This is a genomic window from Paracoccus binzhouensis (genome assembly GCF_016446475.1).
GTDB classification, from domain to species: Bacteria; Pseudomonadota; Alphaproteobacteria; order Rhodobacterales; family Rhodobacteraceae; genus Paracoccus; species Paracoccus binzhouensis.
Window position 1 is genome coordinate 1 of record NZ_JAEHFP010000093.1, and the last position, 17,359, is coordinate 17,359.

At 64.7% G+C, this 17,359-nt stretch carries 17 protein-coding genes and 1 pseudogene; 14 read left to right on the top strand and 4 right to left on the bottom strand.

Annotated elements, in window-relative coordinates; genetic code table 11:
• Positions 1-193 precede the first annotated feature (193 nt).
• From I9P22_RS17920 to I9P22_RS17985, 14 genes are all read left to right on the top strand, one after another.
• Positions 194-1,939 carry a relaxase/mobilization nuclease domain-containing protein gene (locus I9P22_RS17920; protein WP_199260858.1) on the top strand — a complete coding sequence of 582 codons (1,746 nt, stop codon included), beginning with the start codon at positions 194-196 and terminating at the stop codon, positions 1,937-1,939.
• A gap of 25 nt (positions 1,940-1,964) precedes the next feature.
• Complete coding sequence (locus I9P22_RS17925; protein WP_199260859.1) at positions 1,965-3,953, top strand: conjugal transfer protein TraG; 1,989 nt, start codon at positions 1,965-1,967, stop codon at positions 3,951-3,953.
• Positions 3,954-3,957: 4 nt separating this feature from the next.
• Positions 3,958-4,386, top strand: coding sequence for a ribbon-helix-helix domain-containing protein (locus tag I9P22_RS17930; protein ID WP_199260860.1), 429 nt, complete (start codon positions 3,958-3,960; stop codon positions 4,384-4,386).
• 232 nt (positions 4,387-4,618) lie between these two features.
• Positions 4,619-5,569 (top strand): P-type conjugative transfer ATPase TrbB, encoded by a 951-nt coding sequence (gene trbB / locus I9P22_RS17935; protein WP_456299614.1) that lies wholly within the window; start codon positions 4,619-4,621, stop codon positions 5,567-5,569.
• Positions 5,566-5,895, top strand: a complete 330-nt coding sequence (locus tag I9P22_RS17940) for a TrbC/VirB2 family protein (RefSeq protein ID WP_199260862.1) — start codon at positions 5,566-5,568, stop codon at positions 5,893-5,895. Before trbB ends, I9P22_RS17940 begins: the two co-directional genes overlap by 4 nt.
• Entirely contained in the window at positions 5,895-6,176 is a 282-nt protein-coding gene (locus I9P22_RS17945) for a VirB3 family type IV secretion system protein (protein WP_080620506.1), read from the top strand. The genes I9P22_RS17940 and I9P22_RS17945 overlap by 1 nt, the downstream gene beginning before the upstream one ends.
• A gap of 10 nt (positions 6,177-6,186) precedes the next feature.
• Positions 6,187-8,697, top strand: coding sequence for a conjugal transfer protein TrbE (gene trbE / locus I9P22_RS17950; RefSeq protein ID WP_199260863.1), 2,511 nt, complete (start codon positions 6,187-6,189; stop codon positions 8,695-8,697).
• 8 nt (positions 8,698-8,705) lie between these two features.
• Positions 8,706-9,476 carry a P-type conjugative transfer protein TrbJ gene (trbJ, locus tag I9P22_RS17955; protein ID WP_408635208.1) on the top strand — a complete coding sequence of 257 codons (771 nt, stop codon included), beginning with the start codon at positions 8,706-8,708 and terminating at the stop codon, positions 9,474-9,476.
• Positions 9,477-9,493: 17 nt separating this feature from the next.
• Positions 9,494-9,772 carry a putative entry exclusion protein TrbK-alt gene (gene trbK-alt / locus I9P22_RS17960; protein WP_199260864.1) on the top strand — a complete coding sequence of 93 codons (279 nt, stop codon included), beginning with the start codon at positions 9,494-9,496 and terminating at the stop codon, positions 9,770-9,772.
• A gap of 3 nt (positions 9,773-9,775) precedes the next feature.
• Positions 9,776-11,134 carry a P-type conjugative transfer protein TrbL gene (trbL, locus tag I9P22_RS17965; protein WP_199260865.1) on the top strand — a complete coding sequence of 453 codons (1,359 nt, stop codon included), beginning with the start codon at positions 9,776-9,778 and terminating at the stop codon, positions 11,132-11,134.
• Positions 11,131-11,820 carry a conjugal transfer protein TrbF gene (gene trbF, locus I9P22_RS17970; protein ID WP_199260866.1) on the top strand — a complete coding sequence of 230 codons (690 nt, stop codon included), beginning with the start codon at positions 11,131-11,133 and terminating at the stop codon, positions 11,818-11,820. Before trbL ends, trbF begins: the two co-directional genes overlap by 4 nt.
• The gene (gene trbG / locus I9P22_RS17975) at positions 11,817-12,845 is read left to right on the top strand and encodes a P-type conjugative transfer protein TrbG (protein ID WP_199260873.1); all 1,029 of its coding nucleotides are present in this window, start codon (positions 11,817-11,819) and stop codon (positions 12,843-12,845) included. Before trbF ends, trbG begins: the two co-directional genes overlap by 4 nt.
• The gene (locus I9P22_RS17980; RefSeq protein WP_199260867.1) at positions 12,842-13,969 is read left to right on the top strand and encodes a TrbI/VirB10 family protein; all 1,128 of its coding nucleotides are present in this window, start codon (positions 12,842-12,844) and stop codon (positions 13,967-13,969) included. Before trbG ends, I9P22_RS17980 begins: the two co-directional genes overlap by 4 nt.
• Before the next feature lie 2 nt (positions 13,970-13,971).
• A complete protein-coding gene (locus I9P22_RS17985) occupies positions 13,972-14,211 on the top strand; it encodes a DUF2274 domain-containing protein (RefSeq protein WP_199260868.1) in 240 nt (79 codons plus the stop codon).
• Here the strand turns inward: I9P22_RS17985 and I9P22_RS17990 are convergent.
• The 4 genes and pseudogenes from I9P22_RS17990 to I9P22_RS18005 all read right to left on the bottom strand — a co-directional run.
• Positions 14,144-15,130: a LysR family transcriptional regulator gene (locus I9P22_RS17990; RefSeq protein ID WP_199260869.1), complete on the bottom strand. Its 987-nt coding sequence runs from the start codon at positions 15,128-15,130 to the stop codon at positions 14,144-14,146. The genes I9P22_RS17985 and I9P22_RS17990 overlap by 68 nt on opposite strands.
• A gap of 60 nt (positions 15,131-15,190) precedes the next feature.
• Entirely contained in the window at positions 15,191-16,183 is a 993-nt protein-coding gene (locus tag I9P22_RS17995) for a malate dehydrogenase (protein WP_199260870.1), read from the bottom strand.
• Positions 16,184-16,226: 43 nt separating this feature from the next.
• Positions 16,227-17,198: an aldo/keto reductase gene (locus I9P22_RS18000; RefSeq protein WP_233253461.1), complete on the bottom strand. Its 972-nt coding sequence runs from the start codon at positions 17,196-17,198 to the stop codon at positions 16,227-16,229.
• A gap of 80 nt (positions 17,199-17,278) precedes the next feature.
• Positions 17,279-17,359: pseudogene (locus I9P22_RS18005) on the bottom strand (IS5/IS1182 family transposase); the annotation flags it as partial.

Genomic DNA, 17,359 nt, shown 5'->3' on the forward strand with positions numbered 1-17,359 from the left:
GCTCCCCCATACCTGCCTCAGCAAAAGGGAAGCACATCACGAGCAGGCCGGGAATCCTGAATCTTGATGCCCGCGATACGCTCTAGCAGGGTTTTCCGTCGCGTTCCGCGCCGTGCGGCGCTGGCGCGCACCGTGCGCTGCGCTCTCATCTTACTGATATTCCACATTCTTTTGCACTGTGCGGGCCAGCGCCATGTCAGATGACAGTGAGTTCCGCATCCGTCCTGGGCGCATCCGATCGACCCGCGCGCAGCAGGTCCGGCCCTTCGTCGCGCAGGCGCTCGCCGCCGCCCAGAAGGCCGGCGGCCGCGTCTCGCGCTCGGGGAAGATCACCTCCGGCAACCGCTCGCGCTTCGGGCGCGGCCAGCGCGCCAGCATCCAGGCCAATCGCCTGCTGAGCGCGCGCTCGCGTATCGTCGTCATCAAGACCCGTGTGGTGCGTCACACGGCGCGCTCCGCCCCGCTGGGCGCGCATCTGAATTACCTGCGCCGCGATGGCGTGACCCGCGACGGGGAAAAGGCGCGGATGTTCGGCCCGGAAATCGACGACATGGATGCCAGCGCCTTCGCGGAAAGGTGCCAGGACGACAGGCATCATTTCCGCTTCATCGTCTCGCCCGAAGACGCGGTGGATATGGCCGATCTAAAAGCCCACACCCGCGAGGTGATGGGGCAGATGGAAAAAGATCTCGGCACCCGGCTCGATTGGGTCGCGGTCGATCACTGGAACACCGACAATCCCCATATCCACATCATGCTGCGCGGGCGCACGGACGACGGCCAGGATCTGGTGATCTCCCGCGACTACATCAAGGAGGGGATGCGCGCCCGCGCGCAGGATCTCGTCACGCAGGAACTCGGCCCGCGCACCGATCTGGAGATCCACCGCAATCTGGAGCGGCAGGTCGAAGCGGAACGCTGGACCCAGCTTGACCGGCAGCTTGTCCGCGACGCCCACACGTCCGGGATCATCGACCTTGCCCCGCTTCCCGACCGCCAGCCGGACGAGTTCCATGCGCTGAAGGTCGGGCGGCTGCGCACCCTCGAAATCCGGGGATTGGCCGGGCAGATCGGACATTCGCAATGGTTCATCAAGCCCGAGGCCGAAACCGTGCTGCGCGAAATGGGCGAGCGCGGGGACATCATCAAGCGCATGCACCGCGCCCTGACCGAGCGCGGCATCGAGCGCGGTTCCGGCAGCTATGTTCTCGCCGGCGAAAGTCTCGACGTTCCCGTCATCGGCCGACTGGTCGAGCGCGGCCTCGATGACGAGTTGAAGGGCACGGCCTATGCTGTGGTCGACGGCACCGACGGTCGCACCCATCATATCAGGCTGCCGCATCTCGATGCCACGGGCGACAGCCCGCCCGGTTCCATCGTGGAACTGCGATCCTGGGAGGACGCGCAAGGGCAGCGCCGGGTCGCACTCGCCGTCCGCTCCGATCTCGATCTTGGCGCTCAGGTCGGTGCCACTGGCGCGACCTGGCTCGACCGGCAGGCGATTGCCCGTGAACCCATCGCCCTTTCGGACAGCGGTTTCGGCGCGGAAGTCCGTCAGGCACTTGATGAACGTGCCGAGCATCTCATCGGCGAGGGTCTGGCCGAGCGGCAAGGCCAGGGCGGCCGCGTCGTCTTCGCGCGTCGCCTTCTCAGCACCCTGCGCCAGCGCGAGGTCGATGCGCTCGGCGAGAAGCTCGCTGCTGAGACTGGCATGCCGTTCAACCGCGCCGGCAGCGGCGAATATGTCGCCGGCGCCTATCGTCAACGGCTTGCGCTCGCCTCCGGGCGCTTCGCGATGATCGACGACGGCCTCGGCTTCCAGCTCGTGCCCTGGTCACCCTCCCTCGAAAAGCAGATCGGCCGCCATGTCTCAGGCGTCGCTCGTGACGATGGCGGCGTCGATTGGGAATTCGGCCGCAAGCGCGGCCTCGGCCTCTGACATCAACCGGAAAGGACCATCGCCCATGTCCGCGACCAAGATCCTCTGGGGACAGATCAGTATCGTGTTCCTCATCATCCTCGCCACCACCTGGGGCGCGACGCAATACGTCGCCTGGAGCCTCGGCTATCAGCCGCAGCTCGGGCCAGCCTGGTTCGAGATCTTTGGCGTGCCGGTCTATTATCCGCCCGCGATCTTCTGGTGGTGGTATTTCTACGAAGCCTATGCGCCGCCGATCTTCGCCAAGGGCGGGATCATCGCGGCCTCGGGCGGCTTCATCGCCATCGCCGTCGCCATCGGCATGTCGGTCTGGCGAGCGCGCGAGGCCAGGAACGTCGTCACCTATGGTTCCGCGCGATGGGCCGAGAAGTCCGAGGTCAGGGCCGCGCGCCTCCTCGATCCCGATGGCGTCGTTCTCGGCCGATACGAGAAGGACTATCTGCGCCATGACGGGCCAGAGCATGTGCTGTGCTTCGCGCCGACGCGATCCGGCAAGGGCGTCGGTCTGGTCATCCCGTCGCTCCTGACCTGGCCGGGCTCGGCCATCGTCCACGACATCAAGGGCGAGAACTGGCAGCTCACCTCCGGTTTCCGCGCGCAGCATGGCCGGGTGCTGCTCTTCGATCCCACCAATCCGAACTCCTCGGCATACAATCCGCTGCTCGAGGTGCGGCGCGGTCAGTGGGAGGTGCGCGACGTCCAGAACATCGCCGATATTCTGGTGGACCCAGAGGGTTCCCTGGACAAAAGGAATCACTGGGAAAAGACCTCCCATTCGCTCCTCGTCGGCGCGATCCTGCATGTCCTTTATGCCGAGCCGGATAAGACGCTGGCGGGCGTCGCCAAATTCCTCTCCGATCCCAAGCGCCCGGTCGAATCCACCCTGCTTGCCATGATGCGAACCCCGCATCTGGGGGACGCGGGACCGCATCCCGTCGTCGCCAGCGCGGCGCGCGAACTGCGCAACAAATCCGACAATGAAATGTCGGGGGTGTTGTCGACCGCCATGTCCTTCCTCGGCCTCTATCGCGATCCCGTGGTCGCCGAGGTGACGCGCCGGTGCGACTGGCGCATCAGCGATATCGTCGGGGGCGAGCAGCCGACAACGCTTTACCTCGTCGTGCCGCCCTCCGACATCAACCGCACCAAGCCCCTGATGCGATTGCTGCTCAATCAGGTCGGCCGTCGCCTCACCGAGGATCTGCAGGAGAACGCTGGGCGGCACCGGCTGCTCCTGATGCTGGACGAGTTTCCTGCGCTCGGGCGGCTGGACTTCTTCGAGACCGCGCTGGCCTTCATGGCGGGTTACGGCCTCAAGAGCTTCCTGATCGCGCAGTCGCTGAACCAGATCGAGAAAGCCTATGGGCCGAACAACTCGATCCTCGACAACTGCCATGTGCGGGTGAGCTTTGCCACCAATGACGAGCGCACCGCCAAGAGGGTCTCGGACGCTCTGGGCACCGCCACCGAGATGAAGGCGATGAAGAACTACGCCGGGCACCGGCTGTCGCCCTGGTTGGGCCACCTGATGGTCTCGCGCTCGGAAACCGCCCGCCAGTTGCTCACGCCGGGCGAGATCATGCAGCTTCCGCCCGACGACGAGATCGTCATGGTCGCCGGCATCCCGCCGGTTCGCGCGAAGAAGGCACGGTATTTCGAGGACGAGCGGTTCCGCGAACGCCTGCTCTCGCCACCGGAACTGACGGCGCCCGACATGCCGCAGCCGGACGACTGGACCGCGTTGCCGATTCCGGCGCGGCCCGAATATTCCGGCGAAGATCCTTCGGCTGAACCGGCCGAGGATGAAGACCCAACCCAATCCGAACGCAGGCTGCAACCCGAACTCAGCCGCGTGAAGCCGGTGGAGAAGAAAAAGCCCATCGAAAACGAATGGGAGGCTGGGCTGTCTGATGATGTTGACGAAGAAGCTGCCCAGACCCGGCGCATGATCCGCCATGTCCAGGGTGTCGCGCGTCAGGTCTCGATGAACCCCGGCGACGGCATGGATCTCTAGCGGCATGACCAGTCCCGGGAAAAAGAGAAAGGTCACGGTCTATCTCGACCCGGCCGTCGAGAAGGCCCTGGTGGAATTTGCCGCTCGCCGGGATCGCTCGCAGTCCATGATCGCCGAGGCAGCGATCGCGTCGTTCCTGTCGCCCGACGATGCCGAACGTCGGGAGGCGATCATCGCCCGACGCCTCGACCAGTTCGACCGCCGCCTGACCCGCGTGGAGCGCGACGTCGGAATTGCTGTCGAGACCCTGGCTGTCTTCATCCGCTTCTGGCTCGCCACGACGCCGGCCCTTCCCGAACCCGCTGCGAACGCGGCCAAGGCCAAGGTGGGAGAGCGGTATGAAGCTTTCGTCACTGCGCTCGGTCGCCGTCTCGCGCAGGGGCCGAAGCTCCAGCAGGAGGTTTCCGAGGATGTGCCCGAATCAGAAAACTGACTGCGGCGCACTGAACGGAGACGACGGGCGCGGCTTCAGCAACAGGATGACACCGCCGTTCTCCTGTATTTTTAACCTACAGTACTACGACGACCGAAACTTGTTGAAACGACCCGATTTGGGTCTCTTTTAGTGATCCCCATCCGGGGATCGTCTCTCGCCTCCCCGGTGGAACGGGGACGAGATGGCAGGCATCAACCACAAACAGGCAACGGTGGACCGCGGCGCGCGCATGCTCCGAACGGCGCTCGGGCCTGCCATCTTAACCCTGCTGCAAGACCCGTCGGTCGTCGAGGTCATGCTGAACCCCGATGGCCGGATCTGGATAGACCGGCTTTCCGAAGGGCTCTCCGATACGGGTGATGTCCTCTCCGCCGCCGACGGCGAGCGCATCGTGCGGCTGGTCGCACACCATGTCGGCGTTGAGGTCCACACCCGTAGTCCCCGCGTATCGGCCGAGCTGCCCGAGACCGGCGAGCGCTTCGAAGGCTTGTTGCCGCCGGTCGTGGCCGCGCCGGCTTTCGCCATCCGCAAGCCCGCCGTCGCAGTGTTCGCGCTGGATGACTATGTGGCAGCCGGCATCATGTCCGCCGGGCAGGCGGAAACGCTCCGCGCCGCTGTCCAGTCGCGTGCGAACATCCTCGTCGCGGGTGGCACGTCCACCGGCAAGACTACGCTGACCAATGCGCTTTTGGCTGAGGTAGCCAAGACCCAGGATCGGGTCGTCATCATTGAAGATACCCGCGAGCTGCAATGCGCGGCGCCGAATCTGGTGGCCATGCGGACCAAGGATGGCGTCGCCAGCTTGTCCGAGTTGGTGCGGTCGTCCCTGCGCCTGCGCCCTGATCGCATTCCCATCGGCGAGGTGCGTGGGGCTGAGGCGCTCGATCTCCTCAAAGCCTGGGGCACCGGACACCCCGGCGGGATCGGCACAATCCATGCCGGTTCCGGCATCGGTGCCCTTCGCCGCCTCGAACAACTGATCCAGGAAGCCGTCGTCACCGTCCCGCGCGCGATGATCGCGGAAACCATCGACCTTGTTGCCGTCCTCTCCGGGCGCGGTTCCGCACGGCGGCTTGTCGAACTCGCCCGCGTCGAAGGTCTCGGACCGGACGGCGACTACCGGATTTCCCCCGCCTTTTCAGAATCCGACACCACTCACAGCACTGGAGAATCTGCATGATCCGTCGTGCCTTCTGTATCCGCCACCATATCGCGACCGCATCGGCCTTCGCCTGGGTGAACCTGATGACATCCCCGGCCTGGGCCTCCGGCTCCTCCATGCCCTGGGAGGCGCCGCTGCAATCCATCCTCGAATCCGTCGAAGGTCCGGTGGCGAAAATCGTGGCGGTGATTATCATCATCGTCACCGGCCTGACGTTGGCCTTCGGCGATACCGGTGGCGGCTTCCGGCGGCTGATCCAGATCGTCTTCGGCATCTCCATCGCCTTCGCGGCATCCAGCTTCTTCCTGTCGTTCTTCAGCTTCGGCGGCGGAGCGCTGGTCTGATGGCTGTGAGCTTCGAGGCCCTCGATACCGTGCCGGGCTTCGCGGTGCCGGTTCACCGCGCGCTGACCGAGCCGATCCTGCTCGGCGGTGCGCCGCGATCTGTTGCCATTCTCAACGGCACCCTGGCCGGGGCCGTCGGCCTCGGCCTCCAGCTCTGGCTTGCAGGCATCCTGATCTGGGCGGTCGGTCACATCGCCGCCGTCTGGGCCGCCAAGCGCGATCCGCTCTTCGTGGAGGTGGCGCGCCGCCATCTCCGCATCCCCGGCCATCTCTCGGTGTGAGGTACGAGCCATGATGAATCTTGCAGAATACCGCCGCACCGCTTCCCGCCTGGCCGACTACTTGCCTTGGGTGGCGCTGGTCGGGGAGGGCGTTGTCCTCAACAAGGACGGCTCGTTCCAGAGAACCGCCAAGTTTCGTGGTCCCGATCTGGATTCCGCCGTCGCGGCCGAACTGGTCGCGGTGGCCGGACGGCTGAACAACGCCTTCCGCCGTCTCGGCTCCGGGTGGGCGATCTTTGTCGAGGCCCAGCGGTCGGAAGCTGCGACCTATCCCGCGAGCCGATTCCCCGATCCGGCCTCGGCGCTGGTCGATGCCGAACGCAAGGCCGATTTCGAGGAGGAAGGCAGCCATTTCGTGTCGGGCTACTTCCTGACCTTCCTGTGGCTTCCGCCCGCGGAAGATGCGGCACGCTCCGAGTCATGGGTTTACGAGGGCCGCGAAACCTCGGGCGTGAACCCCTGGGAACTGGTGCGCGGCTTTATCGACCGCACCGATCGCGTGCTGGCGCTGCTCGACGGCTTTATGCCGGAATGCCGCTGGCTCGATGACGCCGGCACGCTGACTTACCTGCATTCGACGATCTCGACCAACCGGCATCGTGTCTGTGTGCCGGAAACTCCGATCTATCTCGATGCGCTGCTGGCTGATCAGCCGCTGACCGGCGGCCTGGAGCCGCGCCTGGGCAATCAACATCTACGGATCCTGACGATCACCGGCTTTCCGGCCACCACCACCCCCGGCCTGCTCGACGAGATGAACCGGCTGGCCTTCCCCTACCGATGGTCCACCCGCGCCATCCTCATGGACAAGACCGACGCAACCCGGCTGCTGACGAAGATCAGGCGGCAGTGGTTCGCCAAGCGCAAGAGCATCGCGGCGATCGTCAAGGAGGTGATGACCAATGAACAATCCACGCTCGTGGACACGGATGCAGCAAACAAGGCCGCCGACGCCGACATGGCCTTGCAGGAACTCGGCGCCGATATGGCCGGGATGGCCTATGTTACGGCGACCGTCACCGTCTGGGACGAGGATGCCCGCCGCGCCGACGAAAAGCTGCGCCTAGTCGAGAAGATCATCCAGTCCCGCGATTTCAGCGTCATGGTCGAGACGGTCAATGCCGTCGACGCCTGGCTCGGCAGCCTGCCCGGACATGCCTACGCCAATGTCCGCCAGCCGCCGATCTCGACGCTCAACCTTGCCCACATGGTTCCCTCGTCCGCCGTGTGGGCAGGGCCGGAACGGGACGATCACTTCGGCGCGCCCCCGCTGCTCTATGGCAGGACCGAAGGATCAACCCCGTTCCGGTTTTCTCTCCATGTCGGCGATGTGGGCCACACCCTTGTCGTCGGTCCCACAGGTGCGGGCAAGTCGGTGCTGCTGGCGCTGACGGCGTTGCAGTTCCGCCGCTACGCGCGCAGCCAGATCTTTGCATTCGACTTCGGGGGATCGATCCGGGCTGCGGCTCTCGCCATGGGTGGCGACTGGCATGATCTTGGTGGCGAACTGACCGATGCTTCCGAGACTTCGGTTTCGTTGCAACCGTTGGCCCGTATCCATGAAACCGCCGAACGCGCCTGGGCTGCCGACTGGATCGTGGCGATCCTGATGCGCGAGAACATCCAGATCACCCCGGACGTCAAGGAACATATCTGGACGGCGCTGACTTCGCTCGCTTCCGCCCCGGTCGGCGAACGCACCATCACCGGCCTCGCCGTGCTAATGCAATCCAATGATCTGAAACAGGCGCTGCGCTCCTATTGCGTCGGCGGTCCCTATGGCCGGCTGCTCGATGCCGAGACCGAGCATCTCGGTTCCGCCGACGTGCAGGCGTTCGAGATCGAGGGCTTGGTCGGCACCGGAGCAGCACCGGCGGTATTGTCGTATCTCTTCCACCGCATCGGCGACAGGTTGGACGGCCGACCCACGCTGTTGATCATCGACGAGGGCTGGCTGGCGCTGGACAACGAAGGGTTCGCGGACCAGCTCAGGGAATGGCTCAAGACCCTGCGGAAGAAGAACGCTTCGGTCGTTTTCGCCACGCAGTCCCTGTCCGACATCGACGGCAGCAACATCGCGCCGGCCATCATCGAGAGCTGCCCGACCCGGCTCCTGCTTCCCAACGAAAGGTCGATCGAACCCCAGATCACAGCGATCTACCGCCGCTTCGGCCTCAATGATCGCCAGATCGAGATCCTCGCGCGCGCCACGCCGAAGCGGGACTACTACTGCCAGTCGCGGCGCGGCAACCGCCTGTTCGAACTGGGCTTGTCGGAGGTCGGATTGGCGCTCTGCGCTGCCTCATCGAAATCCGATCAGACGTTGATCACCGAAATCCTCACTGAGCATGGCCGCGACGGGTTCCTCGCCGGCTGGCTCAAGGCGCGCGGCGTCGAATGGGCCGCCGATCTCATCCCGGACGTCACCAATCTCGCAATCGAAAGCGAGCCCCTGCCGCCTCCCCTCGTCGATGTCGACGAGTTCGGACCCACCCTGGAAGAAGAGGAGAATACCCCATGATGTGCAAAATGCCCCGGTTCACCCGCATGGTCAGCGCTTCGGCGCTGGCCGTTGCGCTCGCTGCGCCGATGGCCTTGGCCCCGGTATTCACCGCTCCGGCCCATGCCTTCTTCGGCGGGTTCGGTCGGATTGTCTATGATCCCACCAACCACGCGGAGAACCTGCTGACCGCCGCCCGCACGCTGGAGCAGATCAACAATCAGATCACGTCGCTCCAGAACGAGGCGCAGATGCTGATCAACCAGGCCCGCAACCTTGCGAGCCTGCCCTACAGTTCGCTTCAGGCGCTTCAGCAGAACGTGAGCCGCACCCAGCAGCTTCTGGGGGAGGCCCAGAACATCGCCTTCGACGTGCAGAACATCGACCAGATGTTCCAGCAGGACTACGGCAATCTGTCCCTGTCCGCGACCGACCAGCAGCTCATCGCCGATGCCCGGTCCCGCTGGGAGAACACGGTGGGCGGGCTTCAGGACGCCATGCGGGTGCAGGCCGGTGTCGTCGGCAACATCGACAGCAACCGGGCCGAGATGTCCGCACTCGTCGGCGAAAGCCAGGGGGCGACCGGCGCGCTTCAGGCCACCCAGGCCGGCAACCAGCTTCTCGCCCTGCAATCGCAGCAGCTCTCCGACCTAATTGCGGTGATTTCGGCCAACGGCCGCGCCGACGCGCTGTCCGAGGCCGAGCGCGCGACCGCCGCCGAGCAGGGCCGCATCCGGCGCGAACGCTTCCTGACGCCGGGGTCGGGCTACCAGCCCGGCAATGCCCGGATGTTCAACTGAGGCGGGGAGGGACGATCATGGAAGGGAAGGTGCTGGCCCGGATCGCGGCCATCGTGTTCATCGCCGTCGCCATAACGGCGACCATCATCGAGATGACCCGCGAGGACTTGTCCGTTCCCGCGCCTTCCGCTCCCGCATTCCAGCCACCGGCCGATCCGCTGCGCGAGGGGCAGCGCCGTTGCCAGGAGATGGGCGAGGCCGCGGCCAACGATCCGGCCTGTCTCCGTATCTGGGCCGAGACACGCGACCGCTTCCTCGGCCGCACGCCGGCCCCTGAGCCGAACGGAGGGCAATGAGCCATGGGTGGAACGGGGGTCATCGACAATTTTCTCGGCATCTTCACCAGCTACATCGACAGCGGCTTCGGCCTGCTTGGCGGCGAGGTGGCCTTCATCGCCACCACGCTGATCGTGATCGATGTGACGCTCGCCGCGCTCTTCTGGGCCTGGGGCGCGGATGACGACATCATGGCGCGGCTCGTCAAAAAGACTCTGTTCGTGGGTGTCTTCGCCTACATCATCAGCAATTGGAACAACCTCGCCCGGATCGTCTTCGAGAGCTTCGCCGGGCTGGGCCTGATGGCCTCGGGCACCGGATTCTCTGTTGCCGATCTCTTGCGCCCCGGCCGTGTCGCCCAGACCGGGCTGGACGCCGGCCGGCCGCTCTTGGAATCCATCTCCGATCTGATGGGCTGGGTTGCGGTCTTCGAGAACCTGGTGCAGATCCTCTGCCTGTTCTTCGCCTGGGCGCTGGTCATCCTCGCCTTTTTCATCCTCGCCATCCAGCTTTTCGTGACCCTGATCGAGTTCAAGCTGACCACGCTGGCCGGCTTCGTGCTCATCCCCTTCGGCCTCTTCGGCAAGACCGCCTTCATGGCAGAGAGGGTTCTGGGGAACGTCATCTCCAGCGGCATCAAGGTGCTGGTCCTGGCCGTCATCATCGGTATCGGCAGCACCTTGTTCTCGCAGTTTACCGCGGGATTCGGCGGCGCGACCCCGACCGTGGACGACGCCATGGCGATCGTTCTTGCCGCGCTGTCACTCCTTGGACTCGGCATTTTCGGTCCCGGCATCGCCACCGGCCTCGTTTCCGGCGGTCCGCAGCTTGGCGCTGGCGCTGTCGTCGGCACAGGACTCGCCGTTGGTGGCGCCGCTGTGGCAGCCGGAGGCGCAACCATGCTCGCCGCGCGTGGCGGAGCTGCTGCTCTCTCTGGTGGTGCCGCACTCGCGCGCGGTGGCGCTGCGGCCGCCGGGGCGGCCTCCTCGGCCTATACGCTCGGCTCGATGGGCGGCTCCGGTGCGACCGGGGTTGCTTCCGGTCTTGGCGGTGTTGGCCGCGCCGGCGCGTCGGCGGCCATCTCGCCTCTGAAGCGCGCTGCCACCCGCGCCGCTGACAGCATGAAATCCAGCTATTCCGATGGCGCAAGAGCCGGGTTCGCAGCGTCCGGCGGCAGTTCCTCCATGGGAACGGTCGGGGGCGCCCCATCGCCCGAGCAATCCCCTCCTTCAGCCGCTGATGCTTCGCCGGCCTGGGCACAGAAAATGCGCCGCAGCCAAGCGATGAGCCACGGCGTCACCGCCGCCGCACATGCTGTCCGATCCGGCGACAGCCATGGCCCCGGCTCATCCGTCAGCCTTTCCGAAAGTGACCGCACATGAACATCTTCAAACGACCGACGACCCACTATGGCAAGGTGCCCGAGCCGGAGACGCCTTATCAGCGCGCCGCCCAGGTCTGGGACGAGCGCATCGGCTCGGCCCGCGTGCAAGCGAGGAACTGGCGCTATATGGCCTTCGGCTCGCTGATCCTGTCTGCGGGCTTCGCGACGGCGCTGGTCTGGCAATCGGCGCAGGGGACCGTGGTGCCCTGGGTGGTCCAAGTCGACCAACTCGGCGAGGCGCAGACCGTCTCGCCCGCGAACGCCGATTATCGCCCGACCGATCCGCAGATCGCCTTCCATCTCGGCCGTTTCATCGAGCAGGTGCGCGCGATCCCGGCCGACGCGATCATCGTCCGCCAGAACTGGCTTCGCGCCTACGAGTTCACCACGGATCGAGGCGCAGCGGCGCTCAACGACTATGCCCGCGCCAATGATCCATTCACCCGCGTCGGTCGCCAGCAGGTCGCCGTCGAAGTTTCCAGCGTCATCCGGGCATCGCCCGACAGCTTCCGCGTGGCCTGGGTCGAACGCCATTATGAAAACGGCCAGCTTTCCTCCACCGAGCGATGGACGGCGATCCTGACCATCCTGATCCAGCCCCCGCGCGACGCCGAGCGGCTGCGCGCCAATCCTCTTGGAATTTATGTCAACGCGATCAACTGGTCGCGGGAGATGAGCCAATGAACCGAACGTCTTTAAGAGAACCCGCCTTTCCGGTTTTCCGTAAACTCGGCCTTCCGGCTTTGTTGCTTTCCGCGACCATGCTCGCTGGCTGCGCGACCAATCGGACGCCGCAGTTCAGCTACGACGCCGATGTGCCGCCCTTGCCGACCGTGCGGGCGGCTGCGACCGACACAACGCCCCGGCCGCTGCATGTCCCGCCGGGCTGGACCGTCGCGCGCGGCGGCACCGCCGCCGGCACGCCGACCGGCCGCGTCGAAAACGCCAATGCCGCCGCCCGTGTCGAACCGCGCCGGGAAGGCTACTACAACGCCATCCAGATTTATCCCTGGTCGGAAGGCGCGCTCTATCAGGTCTATGCCGCGCCGGGACAGATCACCAATATCGCGCTGGAGCCGGGCGAGAGCCTGACCGGAGCGGGACCAATTGCCGCCGGCGATACCACGCGCTGGATCATCGGCGATACCGAAAGCGGGTCGGGCGCGAACCGCCGCGTCCATATTCTCGTCAAGCCGACACGCGAGGACATCTCGACCAATCTCGTGATCACCACCGATCGACGGGTTTACATGATCGAGTTGCGTGCGCGGGAAGCGCTCTACATGCCCTCCGTGGCATGGGCCTATCCCGCACCGCCGCCGGGAAGCCGTGCCAGCATACCGGCCGCGCCCGTCATCCCCGCCGAGGCGGCCCGCAATTATCGCTACGGATTGCAGGTGCGGGGCGACAACCCACCTTGGCGGCCGGTTTCCGTCTTCGACGATGGCAGGCGCACCTATGTCGTCTTCCCGCGCGGCATCGTGCAGGGCGAGATGCCGCCGATCTTCGTGCTCGGCGCAGACGGCGAGCCGCAGATCGTCAATTCCCGCGTCCACCAGAACGTGCTGATCGTGGACCGCCTGTTCGGCGCGGCCGAGCTGCGCCTTGGCAGCGGCAACCGCCAGCAGGTCGTCAGGATCGTCCGCATGGAACAGACGCAGGCGGCCGCGCAACCGGCCGGCACGTTCACGGGAGGATCGTCCTCATGAGCGAGACCGACACCGCCGCGCCCATGCGGCTGCGCGCAGAAGCCCCCCGCGTTACCCGTCTATCCCGCAAGATGCTGGCGGGCGTCGGCGCTGTCGCTCTGCTCGGCATCGGCGGCGCACTGATCTACGCACTCCAGACCCGCGATGCAGGACCGGGAGGCGGAGAACTCTATTCGACCGAGAACCGACCCACGGCGGACGGCCTGTCCGGCCTGCCGAGTGACTATACCGGCCCCGTCCTGGGGCCAGCATTGCCGGGAGACCTCGGACGCCCCATCCTTGAAGCGCAGAACCGGGGACAGCCGGTCGTGCCACCGACCATCGCGACGCCGGCCGTCGATCCCGAGGAAGAACGCCGCCGCGCCGAGGAAGAAGCCGCGCGGTTGAGCAATGTGTTCTTCCAGTCCGGTCCGCGCACGGGATCGCCGGCAGGAACGGCCATGTCCGGCCTTGCCGGTCTTGGCCTCGGCGGACAGCCCGCGACGCAGGACCGGCGCGCGGCTTTCCTCAATGGACCCGTGGACCGGCAGACTGTCGCGCCGGATCGCGTCACGCCGCCGGCCTCGCCCTGGATACTACAGGCCGGGGCCGTCATTCCGGCCGCGCTCATCACCGGCATCCGTTCCGACTTGCCCGGCCAGATCACCGCGCAAGTGACCGAGAACGTCTATGACAGCCCGACCGGCAGCCTGCTCCTGATCCCGCAGGGAATGCGCATCATTGGTCAATACGATGATGGCGTGACCTTCGGCCAGCGCGGGGTGTTGCTGGTGTGGAATCGTCTGATCCTGCCGGGCGGCCGTTCCATCGTCCTTGAACGCCTGCCGGGCGCGGACGCCAGCGGCTATGCCGGCCTTGAGGACGGGATCGACTACAACTGGTGGGATCTGATGAAGGCCGCAGGGCTGTCCACGCTGCTCGCAGTCGGCACGGAGCTGGCGACCAGCGACGAGGACCGGCTTATCCGGGCGATCCGAGACGGGGCGCAGGATACGGTCAATCAGGCGGGCCAGCAGATCGTCCAGCGCCAGTTGCAGGTCGCGCCAACGCTGACCATCCGGCCCGGCTTCCCAGTCAGGATCATCGTGACCCGCGACTTGGTATTCGAACCCGCAGGAGGTTGACCATGACGAAACTGAAACTCGGCCCCATCGTCGAGGACAAGCCTTTAAAGATCGCGGTGGAACTGCCAGCGCCGCTCCACCGCGATCTGGTTGCCTATGCCGAGGTGCTGGCCCGCGAGACCGGGCAATCCGCCGTCGACCCCGTCAAGCTCATCGCGCCCATGCTGCAGCGCTTCATCGCCACGGATCGCGGCTTCGCCAAGGCGCGGCGCTCGGTTCAACCGACGAAAGCGTCGGGGTGATTTTCGCGGATTTCGTGGATGCCACCTTGGCCATGCTGAGGAATCGGCGGAAGGCAGGATTGTCGTTGATGGGCGACCAGACGGCGGAGAAGGGGAGTATCTCGTCGGTGATCGGGCGGTAGGTGATGCCAGGCAGCAGCGCGACGGTCATCGCCTCGCTCACCAGCGTCAGGCCCCGACCGATCGCCACCAACGGCAGCAGGTTGTCGCGGCCCACCGACTGCACCTGGATCTCGGGGTGCCGGCCGAGCGCCGCCAGTTCCCGCACCAGATGATCGTGGATCTCCTGGCCCGGTGCGGCCTCGCTGACGATGAAGGGTTCCTCGGCCAGGTCCGGCCATGTCAGCTCGGCTCGGGCGGCGAGGGGGTGTTGATCGGGCAACACCACGAAGACCCGCTCGCACCACAGATGCGCCCGGTCACAGGCGGGCCAGTCCCGATCCCCGGTCAGGAAGGCGACGTCGAGGCGGAACTGCCGGATCGCGGCGATGTGCTCGTCGGGATTGCCGTCGACCAGCTCGATCCTGACATCGCCATGGCGACGGCCGTAGCTGTGCAGTAGTTCGGCGAGGAAGCCCGAGGCGATGGAGGAGTAGATGCCGATCCTGACACAGCCGTTCTCGGCGCGGCCGGCGGCGGCGATGTCGTTGGCGCCTTCGCCCAGGTTGCGGATGATCTGGCGGGCGCGCCGGAGGAATCGCCTGCCTGCGAATGTGAGGCAGACGCCGGCGTTGTGGCGATGAAAGAGGGACGCGCCGAGGCGGTCTTCGAGATCGCGGACGCGTCGGCTGATGGCGGATTCCTGAACGCCGATGGCAGCCCCCGCTTTGCGGAAGCTGCCATGCTCGGCTGAGGCAACGAAATACCGGAGATGGCGAAACTCAATCTGACCGCCCGGCTTAGCCCTCTCCCTTTTCATTCCGTCGCCGTTCTTCTCGCTGCCGCGGTGAATGCCTCAAGAGGCGCGCAAGATGCGGCTCTACGAGGGCTCCACTAGGCCGGTAGTAAAGACTGATGCGCGCTCTTCCTTCAGTTCGGCGATAGAGGCATTGATCTTCTCGCGAGCATCCTGGCTGATTTCGAGATTTACGATCTTATAGTCACCACCGCTGCAAACGACGGGAACTCCGATTACGAGGTCGTCATCAAAACCATAATCGCCCTCGGTGAAGACACCCATCGACACCCACCGACCCCCGCTTCCATGAATCCAGTCACGCATATGGTCGAGGGCAGCATTCGCGGCGGAGGCGGCCGACGATGCTCCTCTGGCTTGGATAATGGCTGTGCCGCGCTGCGCGACACTCTGGACGAAGGTTTCGCTGGACCAGTCCGGCAAGGCCAGTTCCAAAATGCGCCTCCCGCTCACCACGGTATTTGCGATGTCCGGATACATCGTCGGAGAATGATTTCCCCAGACAGCGAGCTTAAGGATATCGTCGATGTCAGCGTCGGTCGCCTTTGCAATCATCGACAAGGCCCGGTTGTGATCGAGGCGCATCATCGCCGTGATGTTCCGCCGGGATATGCGGGGTGCATTTTTTGCCAGGATCAGCGCATTGGTGTTCGCGGGGTTCCCGACGACGACTATCCTGATCGAAGGCTTGGCCACAGCATTGATCGCTTTGCCCTGCTCTTCGAAAATCCTTGCATTGTCTTTAAGCAGATCCTTCCGTTCCATGCCCGGTCCACGTGGCTTGGCGCCAACCAGGAAGGCGACATCGGCATCTTCAAAGGCGCAAGCCGCGTCGGAAGTCGTGATTACTGCATGGAGCAGCGGAAAGGCACCGTCTGCGAGTTCCATTGCAACGCCGGTCACGCGGTCCTCCGCTTCGGGTAGGTCATGAAGAACCAGTGAAACCGGTTGCTCTTTCCCATAGAGTTCGCCTGCGGCAAGACGAAACAGCAACGAATAGGCGATCTGACCGCCTGCTCCTGTCACCACAATTTTGCGGGCGCCTGTGTTTTTCATTGTTTTTTCCTCTCAAGTCGCTGTCCGTTCTCAAACGGCATCGTCAGACATTCACGCCCTTCATACCTTCGGGCGTATATCGCTCGCCGAAAATGGGTGTTCGGCGGATGACCTGCTGCAACTGCGCCAGATCGACAGTGTTCAGCTTGATTTTTGCCGCCTCGCAGTTCTCGTTGAGGTAGTGGATTTTCTTCGTGCCTGGAATCGGGACAACTTCCTCACCTTGCGCCAGCAGCCAGGCGAGACAGAGCTGTGCCGGTGTGCAGCCTATCCGTGCCGCGATCATCGTCACCTCATCTACGATGGCGATGTTCCTCGCCATAGCATCGGCTTCGAATCTCGGGAGAAGCGCCCGCACGTCATCGGTCTCAAATTTCGTGTTCTCGCGATATTTTCCGGTCAGGAATCCGCGTCCAAGAGGTGAATACGCGACGAATCCCACCCCGAGGTGACGACACATCGCAAGGACCTCCTTCTCAACGTCTAGCGTCCAGAGCGAGTATTCGCTCTGCACCGCCGCCACTGGATGTACCGAGCAGGCACGTTCCAGCGTGCGCGCGCTCACCTCGCAGAGGCCAATATGTGCGATCTTGCCCTCCTTCACGAGTTCGGAGAGCGTCGCCATCGTATCCTCGATTGGGACCTTGGGGTCGAGGCGATGCACGTAGTACAGATCGATCCTCTCAATCCCCAGGCGCTTGAGAGACCCTTCACAGGAAGAGCGAATGTACTCTGCGCTGTTATCGATGCTGCGCGCGTACGCGCCTGGTCTCCGGACGATGCCGAACTTCGTCGCGATCACCGGCTTGTTCGACATACCGCTGATGAAATCGCCGATGAACTGCTCGTTGTGGTAAGATCCGTACATATCGGCGGTATCCCAGAAGGTCGCCCCGAGATCGAGCGCGGCCGTGAGGGTCTGGCGCGATCCTTCATCGTCACGCGCGCCGTAGAACTCGCTCATCCCCATGCAGCCGAGGCCGATTTCCGAGACTTCCAGATCATCTCCGAGCATCCGCGAGCGCATTGTTCCCCCCAAATTTCTGTGTCCATTCGCTCGGGAGATTGACATATCGCGTTGGCAAGCAAATTAGGTCATGTTGACAAATGGCGAAGCCAGAGCCTGATGCAGGCGATGTCGATGAAGCCGAGGAAACTGTCTGCGGTTTTGTCGTA

What these genes read in the sequence shown, in the direction of transcription:
- I9P22_RS17920 (WP_199260858.1), top strand. Translation starts at nt 194, where the DNA reads ATGTCAGATGACAGTGAGTTCCGCATCCGTCCTGGGCGCATCCGATCG.
- I9P22_RS17925 (WP_199260859.1), top strand. Translation starts at nt 1,965, where the DNA reads ATGTCCGCGACCAAGATCCTCTGGGGACAGATCAGTATCGTGTTCCTC.
- I9P22_RS17930 (WP_199260860.1), top strand. Translation starts at nt 3,958, where the DNA reads ATGACCAGTCCCGGGAAAAAGAGAAAGGTCACGGTCTATCTCGACCCG.
- trbB (WP_456299614.1), top strand. Translation starts at nt 4,619, where the DNA reads ATGCTCCGAACGGCGCTCGGGCCTGCCATCTTAACCCTGCTGCAAGAC.
- I9P22_RS17940 (WP_199260862.1), top strand. Translation starts at nt 5,566, where the DNA reads ATGATCCGTCGTGCCTTCTGTATCCGCCACCATATCGCGACCGCATCG.
- I9P22_RS17945 (WP_080620506.1), top strand. Translation starts at nt 5,895, where the DNA reads ATGGCTGTGAGCTTCGAGGCCCTCGATACCGTGCCGGGCTTCGCGGTG.
- trbE (WP_199260863.1), top strand. Translation starts at nt 6,187, where the DNA reads ATGATGAATCTTGCAGAATACCGCCGCACCGCTTCCCGCCTGGCCGAC.
- trbJ (WP_408635208.1), top strand. Translation starts at nt 8,706, where the DNA reads ATGCCCCGGTTCACCCGCATGGTCAGCGCTTCGGCGCTGGCCGTTGCG.
- trbK-alt (WP_199260864.1), top strand. Translation starts at nt 9,494, where the DNA reads ATGGAAGGGAAGGTGCTGGCCCGGATCGCGGCCATCGTGTTCATCGCC.
- trbL (WP_199260865.1), top strand. Translation starts at nt 9,776, where the DNA reads ATGGGTGGAACGGGGGTCATCGACAATTTTCTCGGCATCTTCACCAGC.
- trbF (WP_199260866.1), top strand. Translation starts at nt 11,131, where the DNA reads ATGAACATCTTCAAACGACCGACGACCCACTATGGCAAGGTGCCCGAG.
- trbG (WP_199260873.1), top strand. Translation starts at nt 11,817, where the DNA reads ATGAACCGAACGTCTTTAAGAGAACCCGCCTTTCCGGTTTTCCGTAAA.
- I9P22_RS17980 (WP_199260867.1), top strand. Translation starts at nt 12,842, where the DNA reads ATGAGCGAGACCGACACCGCCGCGCCCATGCGGCTGCGCGCAGAAGCC.
- I9P22_RS17985 (WP_199260868.1), top strand. Translation starts at nt 13,972, where the DNA reads ATGACGAAACTGAAACTCGGCCCCATCGTCGAGGACAAGCCTTTAAAG.
- I9P22_RS17990 (WP_199260869.1), bottom strand. Translation starts at nt 15,130, where the DNA reads ATGAAAAGGGAGAGGGCTAAGCCGGGCGGTCAGATTGAGTTTCGCCAT.
- I9P22_RS17995 (WP_199260870.1), bottom strand. Translation starts at nt 16,183, where the DNA reads ATGAAAAACACAGGCGCCCGCAAAATTGTGGTGACAGGAGCAGGCGGT.
- I9P22_RS18000 (WP_233253461.1), bottom strand. Translation starts at nt 17,198, where the DNA reads ATGCTCGGAGATGATCTGGAAGTCTCGGAAATCGGCCTCGGCTGCATG.